Genomic DNA, 9,290 nt, shown 5'->3' on the forward strand with positions numbered 1-9,290 from the left:
CTGGCATTGCTCTAAAATTTTCAGGTAGCACTTACTAAAGCCAGCACTGTAAACATCGTCACAAACACGATAAGTTTCATTTTGAGAAAAGCGCCCTCCCTGTGTATCTTGTAAATAAGTATCTACAATTGGAGGAATAGATAAGTTTTTCAAGCTACATTCACTGATATTTTCTACTAATTGTGGTTGATTCGCTTGCTGCTGGATTAAAGGCAACCACCCTTGTGCTAGGGATTCAGAGACAACTTTTCCACTCCAATCTGGATTGAAACGATATAAAATTACACGGTCAGAGCTGAACAATTGCCTAATCTCTTGGGTGGTTGTCTGAAAAATATATTCCAAGTCAAGAGATTGACGGATTTTTTCAACAGTGATAGCAACAATTCTCTGAGAATTTGCTGCTTTGAGTGTTTCTATTTGTAATAATTCTACAGGCTGAGGACAGGCTATTTCTAAGTAGTTATCGGGCTTTAACATAATTTTTAGTAAGAGGTTAAGGGAATTAAAAAGTAGTCTAGTTAAAGTTTAAAAAGGATTCATCAAAACTACTTACATTTTTCGTGAACAAGTACGATTTATAGCTAGGGTTTCAACTATTAATAGTCTCCTAGAATTAAGCCAATAATGATTCTAAAAATTCCCATGCTTAAGGCAAGAGCATAGCCACATTTAATTTTGTTGCTAATATTTGTTGCTAATACTCGTATCATTAGTCATCCTTAATAACCATCTTTGGAAGTTTGACTCAATGACCAAACAATTCGCAATTCGCAGTTAAATACGAGAAATAGTTTAATTGCTTAATTGTTAATTAGTGGGTTTCAAGCCCCCACTGATTTTAATTGCGTAAAGCCTGCGGCATGGCTGCGCTTAGAGCGGAGCGGGGCGTTAGCCCATTGCTCTCTTCACAATTGCGAATTGGGTTGACGACATCGCTGGAAACTGACGGCAAATCTGAGCCTTGATTCTGAGAAGCCATAATGATACTAGACGCAACAATAATCAACTCTTACCTAGAGTTCCCTTGTTTTACTTCAAAATTAAAATTCTGCTGGAAAATTGCAGTGTAATTGACTCAGGAAGACTACAGATGTAAAATGTTCGAGTGCGTATACCAGTAGTAGTCAAGGTATCGGACTGAGCGATACCCTTATTTAATTGTATAGGTGCAAGCCTAGTAGCCTACCAACCGTTGCATCATTGGGTGATGGCTGGGAAAAGGGGTTCTTACCTCTTGTCCTTAAAAGAGCCAACTTCACCAGAGCAACTACTAGATCAATTTTGTGATCCATTTGTGGACATTGGGTTAGCCAATAACCCAATTTCCCCACCCCAAATTTCCGGTAGCATTCACGTTCGCAAAGCGTCTGTGAAAGAGAAATGTGCCATTCGTATCGCCCAATAATCTCCCACCAGACGATATAACTGTGACCATTGGTGAGAGGTTAGAATGATTGCACAGACGTCTGTGAGGGTACGGAAAAAGGGGATAAATCCAGCGATTGAGACTGCTTTTAGTAGGGCTTTAACATCTATTTTTACTTTAATTGCGGCACGTAGCTTTGGCGACTAACTACCGCTAAAAATAATACTAAAAAAGTTAAAATTCCAGCTAGATATAAAGGATAGCCATAGGTTATGGGATGCGATTGATGAATGAGCGTTCCAGCAATTATAGGCCCAATACCATTAGAGATACTTAAATAAGATGCGTTCAAACCTAAAGCAGTTCCCTGCTCTTGTGCTTTAGCATTCAGAGAAATTAGTGTATTGATCGTGGGTTGGACTAGAGAGTTGAATAGAGAAAATAATATGACAACTCCCACAAAATAAATAATGTTTTCCCAAATTGGCATGAGAATAAATGACAAACTGCGGATAAATAAACTGAAAAATAATATATTTACTATATTAAATTTCTGATTGAGAATTGAAACGCCCCAAGTCTGCATAATTACCCCCAGGACTCCAAAAACTAGAAACATCAGTGTCAAAGACTGACTATTTTGATCCAACACATTAATAAAGTAGGGTTGAAAAGCATAAGTAAAAATTGTGAACGTAGTGCCAATAAAAAAGTTGATGACTAAAAGTATACCAACTTTCGGAATAGCTAAACCCCTAATTAAATTTCCTAAACCTAGATCAAAGATATTTCGTGCCTTATCAGCTTTGTTTTGTAGGGTTTCAGGTAAAAGAAAAATTGTGACTAAAAGTCCTACAAATGCAACTGCACCAGAAACTAAAAAAGCCATCCCCAAAGAAATCTGCTGCGCTAGCAAACTCGTAACTGGACCTAATACAAAACCTAAACCAGATGCTGCTCCATAAATCCCAAATCCTCTAGCTCGGTTTTCTGAAGTGGTGACATCTGAAATAATTGCCTGAGCAACAGAAGCATTGCCTCCAGTTATGCCATCCAGAAATCGTGCTAAAAAAAGAACAACTGCTGTTGTAGCAGTTCCAGCGATTAAGTTAGCAATTACAGTCCCAGCTAAACTAATAATCAATAAAGGTTTGCGCCCAAAGCGATCCGAAAGTTTCCCAATAACAGGAGTTGCCAGGAATTGAGCGACAGAGTAGATTGAAAATAACAAACTCGTTTGGAAATCGCTTAAACCAAATCGTTTCCCATAAAGATAAATAATCGGAATTAAAATTGTCAAACTCAGGGAGTTAATAAAAGCAATTAAGGCAGTAATCCAAAATTTTTGATTCATTAGCGATTTCTAAGTACTAGGTTTTTATTTATATCAATTCTCTATACAAGTTGCACATAATAAAATGCTTGAGGTTCTGTGTATTCTTGAAAAATGATTTTATGCATACTCACATAGATTTAATGGTAACGACTTGTCAACTATATTAATAGTAGTATTTGCTATTTTTCGGCTAGTGCCAATGAAACTTCAACTAATAGAACTTTCTTTTCACGAAAGCACAAACAGTGTCTAATCTCACGGGGTCACATCAAGATCCAAAATAGACTGTTTGAGATTATGGGGATGAGCGTATGGTATTCCTACTGCCGTGATTTTACCATTTGCTACTAACAATTCCTTAGACAAGCCTTGCCATCCTTATTTGAACAAGATTCCTGGTTAGAGGAAGTGCTTGTAATCAGAAGCTAGGATTACAAATTACGGATTAGTATAAGGGAGTGTGTTTGAGTTTTGTCTCTACACACAATGTATGATTTTTGGGAACAGGGAGCAGAATAGAGCGTAATGAAAGCAGAAGTGGCATCTTATGGATTTATCTTGGCGATCGCCCATAACAACAGACTTAATTACCGCACGTACAATAGGGTTGGGACAAATTGCTCTCTGTAGCGAAAATATTTATTGGAGTGAGCTACGACCATCAGAGTCAGGTAAAAATGTCATAGTGCGCCAGGGTGCAAATGGTGAAACTCAAGATATCACGCCTACTAGCTTCAACTTGCGTACCCGTGTGCATGAATATGGCGGCAGTTCTTTTCTTGTGGTGAATGGCACTCAGCAAAGATTTGACCAGAGCTAGCAAGGGCAGGTAGTCAATGTCACCGACTAATAGGGCGATCAACTGCTAAGGTTTAACCTAGAGAGATAACCAGGGCAAACGCATCTAAATTACTCTTGATCGCAATGAAGGTTAAGAACCAACGAAAAAATAAGGATTTCGCGTTTGATTATTTTTTAAGCCCCAAAAAGTAAAGGTTAATGATATTATTTTTAACTCTATTGAGAATAAAGCTTGCTTATTGACATGATGCGGCCGCCCTGGAGAGATAACCGATAAAATTGAGCCGCATATCTTGGTTCAACTTCGGGCTGACTCAAGAAAAATTCGTCCTAGCAACCTGTGCCACTGTTGCAACTAACTCCTGTGGTTCAAAAGGTTTACAAATAACCTCTTGAAATCCTGCATCCATTGCTGTGTTAAAGTATTCTGGATATACATAACTTGTAAGAGCTACGGCAGGAAGAAACCCTCCATTTAAGGCTTCTTTATTTCTAATGAAGCGAATTAGTGAATAACCGTCTTTGCCAGGCATACCGATATCGCTGATCACAACATCAGGTTTCCACTCTTCTATTACCTCTATGGCATTATCCACAGATGTTGCCGTCTTGATTTTTGCTTGGCAATCCTCAAAAATAAACCTAACTATGCACAAAGAATCGTCATTACTATCTACGACGAGTACCCGTAAACCATTAACAGATGGCGATTGACTTTGCGGTATTTGTACTAAAAGCACTGTCTCTTCTAAATATGAATTAAAAAAACTTTTTAACAAAATAGATCAACCTCCTATTTGGTAATCACAATTAGGGGCCTTAATAAGCAGAGCGTTGACTATCTGCGTTTAGATATCTTCATTAACAAATCAACATGACATTAATCTAGATAGCTTTAAATTTAGACCCGCTTCGCTCCCGTAGTCGGTTCGTTAGCGTACATTAAACTCCAAAGTAGCAAAACTTTTCTCAGACACGGTTAGGGGAGACCGTTCTAAAATTTAGCATCTTTGCAGAAAAAGGGGCTGGTATCTTTTTTCAGAGTAAGTGCCTTAGTGACTTAGCTCCAACAGAGCTACAACGCTGCTCCCGCATTGATTTTGTGCTGACCGCAGTCGAGAAAAGCTAGCTCTGTGTATCTAGTAACCGAGCGTATTCGTTTTTGACAATGGAATAACATTGACAAGATGTATCCTCCAAATCCTGTCGATTCAAAATGTTAATAGTGCCACGCTTGTAGCTAATCATCCCAGCTCCACTAAGCGTGCCTGCTGCGACTGTGACACCAGAGCGGCGGCAGCCGAGCATCTGAGCAATAAATTCTTGAGTCAGAGGGAATGTATCTGATTGCATACGGTCAGAAACCATCAACAACCAACGAGCGAGTCGTTCTTCTACTGTATGCAAACGGTTGCAAGCTGCCGTTTGTGTGACTTGGGTAAACATTGCCTGCGTATAGCGCAACAGCAAACTTTGAAGCTCTCCACCTCGATTGAATTCGGCTATTAGTTGCTCTGCCTCCATTCGCAAGCTACCGCCTGCAACCTGCACAAACGCGGTTGTAGTTGTAGTCAAGCCGCCCAAAATAACTGCAAGACCTACCATACCATCATTGCTTACCATACCTGCTTCGACGGTGGAGCCATCTTCTTGATTACAAACCAAAGAAACTATTGCGCGATCTGGAAAATAGACGTGTGTTATAGGTTTATTAGCTTCGTAAAGAACTTGCTTGAGTTCAAGATTTACTCTTTCTAGGTGTGGAACTAAGCGTTGATACTCTGCATCACAGAGAGCTAAAAGTAGCTGATTTCTTGTCGGTCGATGAGATTGCTTAGATGCTGGCATAGTTCCCCCATAGCGCACAATTGTGCTTATAAAAGCAACGTTTTGGCATAACAGGTATCCAGGAACTAGCCCCAATATGTCAAAAATTAAATATCGAGTGGCGTTGCAAGCTTTACTACTTACAACGAGAGCGTCTGCTTATGCAGGTACGATAGGTCTTTGCTTTATCTATTCCTCTACTTCTATATTACGCACACTCCACCTGAGACTTCTGTTCGGTTTCGCACAAAGGAGTGTTTAAGCACTTTGCATATGATAACTTTTGCAGATAACCCTTGCTAAAAGCCTATCTGTAAAACCGAGCGGCTGGTATTGTTCTGTCCGCCTGGGTATTGAGCCAAAGATTCTTGTGCAGGGAGACGGGAAAATCATTTTCCCTCTCCCTGCTCCCTGCTCCCTGCTCCCTGCTCCCTGCTCCCTGCTCCCTGCTCCCTGCTCCCTTTGTCGAGAACAGGCTGACTCGGTACACTAAGCAATCGAGCATATTCGTCTTTAATCATGGAATAACATTCGCAAGACGTATCTTCCAAGCCTGAGCGATTCAAAATATTAATAGTGCCACGCTTGTAGCTAATCATTCCGGCTCGGCTGAGTCTATTTGCTACCTCCGTAACCCCAGTGCGACGGCAGCCCAGCATTTTAGCAATATATTCCTGGGTCAGAAAGAATGTATCTGATTGCACGCGATCAGCAATGAAGAGTAACCAACGCGCAAGCCGTCGTTCTATGGTGTGTAAGCTATTGCAGGCAAGTATTTGTGTTACTTGGATGAGAAGCCGATGAGTGTAACGCAACAGCAAACCTTGAAGCTCTCCACCTCGGTTGAACTCGGCGATTAGCAACTCTGTCTTCATCATCAGAGAACTGCCCCGAATTTGGACAAATGCAGTTGTATTTGTAGTGTTGCTGCCCAAAATGACGGAAACGCCGACGATGCCATCATTGCCCACTATGCCAGCTTCGACAGTCGAGCCATCTTTTTGAGTAGAAACTAAAGAAACTATTGATTGATGGGGAAAATAAACGTGTGTTATTGGTTCATTAGCTTTATAAAGAACTTGCCCAACTTCAAGCGAGACTTGCTTTAGATGGGGAGCTAGACGTTGGTACTCTGCCGGAGTCATGGCAGCAAGTATTTGATTTTCTATTGGGAGATGAGGTTGCTTAGATACTGACATTGAGAACCTAGCGTGATTGTGTTGATTGAAGCAACACGAATGCCAGCATGAGAGCAGCCAGTAACTAGTCCCAATATGTCAAAAGGTTGTTTTATTCAGAAGTTGTAAACTTTATAACTTACAACCACAGCATCAAAGCATAGATTGATTAACGATGCGTTTAGGATTGATGCAATACTTTCTTTATCATTACACATTTAATGTAACGTTGCATCTGTCCGTTTATGTACATAGTTTTTTCTAGAACAGCGATTCAGTAATCGAAGAACAAAAGAAAAATCAGCCTAGAGTACAGAGGTATTTTTATTCCTGATAAGTGCCTAAACTTTATACAGCAATAACTTTTGCTGCTTTTTCGGATGGCATACCCTATTTAATCAGTTCTGTGCAAAATGTTCTCTCTCTTTCTTCTGCTAACATAAATAAATTATTTGGCATTGCTTAAAAATTGTTCAATGCAAACGCATCTAAAGTATAAAAATCCTTTAATAGCAAGGGTTTCGACGTTTTTCAATCTAGCTTATTTTTTCATCAAGATTCTTATACAGCAGGGGTTTCAGAAATACTGCTGTGCGGCGGTATCCTGGGCTGATGTTTTCCACTACTTTAGTAGTTCTGGAGTTGGCGCGAACTCTTGAAGGTGTTTGCCTTTCCAGTTTTTGGGGACATCCATTTGACTGAAATTATGCTTCAAAACAGCAATCCACTTGGCAATCGACTATGGGTTCTTCACATATTTACGTCATATAGCGAAAGCACCAGTACGGGAAATATTAAAAGTGTTGATCTGATGAAATAATGTTCATTTTCAATAAAAAATAAGGATTTTCAATATCATATAATAACAAATAACTAGCTATAAAATTATAAAGTTTACTATTAGGCTATGAGCTAACGGAGTTTAAGATTGCAGTCCAAGCTTTTTAAATATTATAATCTCCGATATTGAATTTTACTCAGTTTAAATTAAACAATAAAAGATAAAAAAATAACAGCTATTTTTATAATTAAAATAACTTTAAATTGAAATTAAAGTATATGTCAGCTAGAAAAGTCTTGATTGCCACTAAAACTTACCCATCAATTAGCACTAAATATAAGGAAACAGTCTGTACAGCAGGAATCTTATTAAGTGAAGATGAAAAGCCACAGCAATGGATTCGCATATATCCTATCCCCTTTAGGTACATGGATTATGATAAGCGCTATCCTAGATGGTCTATTATTAGGGCTGAAATAAGTAAAGATGAAAAAGATTCTAGATTGGAAAGCTTTCGGGCTAATCATTCAACTATAGAAATTATTAGAAAAATTGATACCTCAAACAACTGGCAAGAGAGAAAATCATTACTATTACCGCTTAAATTCGACTCAATTGAACAAATAAAAGAACAGAATAAGTCATTAGGAATAATTAAACCCCGAAGTATAAAAAGATATTACTGTAAACCAACCGAACGCGAATGGCAACCTAAACAACAAGCAGTGTTAGACCAACTTGATTTGTTTGAGGAATCGATTGATCTAGAAAAAATTCCTTACCAATTTGGGTATGAGTTTACTGATGAGGCAGGAGATCAGCATAAATATTCTATAAGTGATTGGGAAATTATGCAATTATATAGAAACTGTAGGGATAATTCTCAAGCAACTAATTTATTAGCAAAGGAACAGGAATCTTTAAATAAAGTCAAACAAAAGTTAGAGGGGTTTATTATAGATAAAGATTTACATTTTATAGTTGGTAATTTAAAAAATCACAGAAAATCGTTTATGATTATTGGATTATTTTACCCAAAAATAGTACAATTACAACAATTAAGTTTATTTTGAAATGGGGAAAATGAATCATAACGCTGAAAATATAGAGCCGTTAATTTTGACATTTGGGTATGGAAATCGTAAAAATTATGACGAGTTTTTAAAATACCTAGAAATGTTTCATGTCAACTGTGTTGTGGATGTACGTTCTTCCCCTCGCGCTTGGAGTAGAAAGTGGTATGGAACAGCAATTGACAAACTTTGTAATTCCATAAATGTTAAATATATTTCTCAAACTGCATTAGGTAACACATCTGGGAATAAAAATTGGATTCCTCCTAATCAAGAAGAAGCAACGTTGGCATTATTAGAAATTGCTCAAATTGGGCAAAAGGAAACTATTCTTTTACTATGTGCAGAATTACAAAGTGCAAAATGCCATCGGGTATCTGTTGCAAATCAATTACATGAACTTACAGGCATTGCAGTCAAACATTTAGAATAACTTCACTTCCGAGCGACCGCTTGTTTATACTCGCACTTTTCAGCGAATAAACCTTTTTATTACGCTTTATATACGCGAAAACAAACTTAATTTAACTAATCCCATGTCCTCACTACAAACTTAACACTATAGCTATGATAATCTCCTCGATCAACAGCCATTATAGGAAATCAAATGACTCTTATTGAGCGACAGTTTATAATATTCCATAAAGATGATTAGAAAAAATGGTTAAGCCTAAAAATGTGTATCGTGGACACTCAATGGAAAAAGTTGGTCACGGTAAAAGAACGGTATTTAAAACAACTATCAACGAAAAAGAATGGTCTGCCGTGACTGAATTAGAGGTAAAAACAGCAATTGATGCTTGGATTGATCAAGGAATAGAGCCGAATGGCACTGAAATAAGACAAAACCCATGATTGATAATGGTTTGGAGAAATGAAACCCAAATTGTGATTTATCAGTGCAGAGCGGATTCTAAGTAACACT

At 38.2% G+C, this 9,290-nt stretch carries 11 protein-coding genes; 5 read left to right on the forward strand and 6 right to left on the reverse strand.

Features of this window, described 5'->3' with window-relative positions:
• Both H6G26_RS35030 and H6G26_RS42190 read right to left on the reverse strand, forming a co-directional pair.
• A partial coding sequence (locus H6G26_RS35030) for a GAF domain-containing protein (protein WP_190735804.1) occupies positions 1-480 on the reverse strand: 480 nt, incomplete at its 3' end.
• Positions 481-841: 361 nt separating this feature from the next.
• Positions 842-982: a hypothetical protein gene (locus tag H6G26_RS42190; protein WP_206757581.1), complete on the reverse strand. Its 141-nt coding sequence runs from the start codon at positions 980-982 to the stop codon at positions 842-844.
• A gap of 255 nt (positions 983-1,237) precedes the next feature.
• Here H6G26_RS42190 and H6G26_RS35035 point away from each other — a divergent pair, with 255 nt between their 5' ends.
• Positions 1,238-1,408 carry a hypothetical protein gene (locus H6G26_RS35035; protein ID WP_190735805.1) on the forward strand — a complete coding sequence of 57 codons (171 nt, stop codon included), beginning with the start codon at positions 1,238-1,240 and terminating at the stop codon, positions 1,406-1,408.
• Positions 1,409-1,541: 133 nt separating this feature from the next.
• On the opposite strand, the gene H6G26_RS35040 is transcribed toward H6G26_RS35035, so the two are convergent.
• Positions 1,542-2,723, reverse strand: a complete 1,182-nt coding sequence (locus H6G26_RS35040; protein ID WP_190735806.1) for an MFS transporter — start codon at positions 2,721-2,723, stop codon at positions 1,542-1,544.
• A 529-nt stretch (positions 2,724-3,252) separates the two neighbouring features.
• Here H6G26_RS35040 and H6G26_RS35045 point away from each other — a divergent pair.
• A complete protein-coding gene (locus H6G26_RS35045; protein ID WP_190735807.1) occupies positions 3,253-3,525 on the forward strand; it encodes a hypothetical protein in 273 nt (90 codons plus the stop codon).
• 295 nt (positions 3,526-3,820) lie between these two features.
• Here the strand turns inward: H6G26_RS35045 and H6G26_RS35050 are convergent, their stop codons facing one another.
• From H6G26_RS35050 to H6G26_RS35060, 3 genes are all read right to left on the reverse strand, one after another.
• The gene (locus H6G26_RS35050; RefSeq protein WP_190735808.1) at positions 3,821-4,285 is read right to left on the reverse strand and encodes a response regulator; all 465 of its coding nucleotides are present in this window, start codon (positions 4,283-4,285) and stop codon (positions 3,821-3,823) included.
• A gap of 346 nt (positions 4,286-4,631) precedes the next feature.
• Positions 4,632-5,354, reverse strand: coding sequence for a Crp/Fnr family transcriptional regulator (locus H6G26_RS35055; RefSeq protein ID WP_190735810.1), 723 nt, complete (start codon positions 5,352-5,354; stop codon positions 4,632-4,634).
• Positions 5,355-5,722: 368 nt separating this feature from the next.
• Positions 5,723-6,532 carry a Crp/Fnr family transcriptional regulator gene (locus tag H6G26_RS35060; RefSeq protein ID WP_190735818.1) on the reverse strand — a complete coding sequence of 270 codons (810 nt, stop codon included), beginning with the start codon at positions 6,530-6,532 and terminating at the stop codon, positions 5,723-5,725.
• A gap of 1,038 nt (positions 6,533-7,570) precedes the next feature.
• Here H6G26_RS35060 and H6G26_RS35065 point away from each other — a divergent pair.
• From H6G26_RS35065 to H6G26_RS35075, 3 genes are all read left to right on the forward strand, one after another.
• Complete coding sequence (locus H6G26_RS35065) at positions 7,571-8,365, forward strand: hypothetical protein (protein ID WP_190735812.1); 795 nt, start codon at positions 7,571-7,573, stop codon at positions 8,363-8,365.
• A gap of 10 nt (positions 8,366-8,375) precedes the next feature.
• Positions 8,376-8,798, forward strand: a complete 423-nt coding sequence (locus H6G26_RS35070; RefSeq protein WP_190735814.1) for a DUF488 domain-containing protein — start codon at positions 8,376-8,378, stop codon at positions 8,796-8,798.
• Between the two features lie 227 nt (positions 8,799-9,025).
• Positions 9,026-9,220, forward strand: coding sequence for a hypothetical protein (locus H6G26_RS35075; RefSeq protein ID WP_190735816.1), 195 nt, complete (start codon positions 9,026-9,028; stop codon positions 9,218-9,220).
• Positions 9,221-9,290 lie beyond the last annotated feature (70 nt).

This window comes from Nostoc sp. FACHB-888 (genome assembly GCF_014696655.1).
Classification (GTDB): domain Bacteria; phylum Cyanobacteriota; class Cyanobacteriia; order Cyanobacteriales; family Nostocaceae; genus Nostoc.

Coding starts and splice junctions, on each gene's coding strand:
- H6G26_RS42190 (WP_206757581.1), bottom strand. CDS start 982: ATGGCTTCTCAGAATCAAGGCTCAGATTTGCCGTCAGTTTCCAGCGAT.
- H6G26_RS35040 (WP_190735806.1), bottom strand. CDS start 2,723: ATGAATCAAAAATTTTGGATTACTGCCTTAATTGCTTTTATTAACTCC.
- H6G26_RS35045 (WP_190735807.1), top strand. CDS start 3,253: ATGGATTTATCTTGGCGATCGCCCATAACAACAGACTTAATTACCGCA.
- H6G26_RS35055 (WP_190735810.1), bottom strand. CDS start 5,354: ATGCCAGCATCTAAGCAATCTCATCGACCGACAAGAAATCAGCTACTT.
- H6G26_RS35060 (WP_190735818.1), bottom strand. CDS start 6,532: ATGTCAGTATCTAAGCAACCTCATCTCCCAATAGAAAATCAAATACTT.
- H6G26_RS35065 (WP_190735812.1), top strand. CDS start 7,571: ATGTCAGCTAGAAAAGTCTTGATTGCCACTAAAACTTACCCATCAATT.
- H6G26_RS35070 (WP_190735814.1), top strand. CDS start 8,376: ATGAATCATAACGCTGAAAATATAGAGCCGTTAATTTTGACATTTGGG.
- H6G26_RS35075 (WP_190735816.1), top strand. CDS start 9,026: ATGGTTAAGCCTAAAAATGTGTATCGTGGACACTCAATGGAAAAAGTT.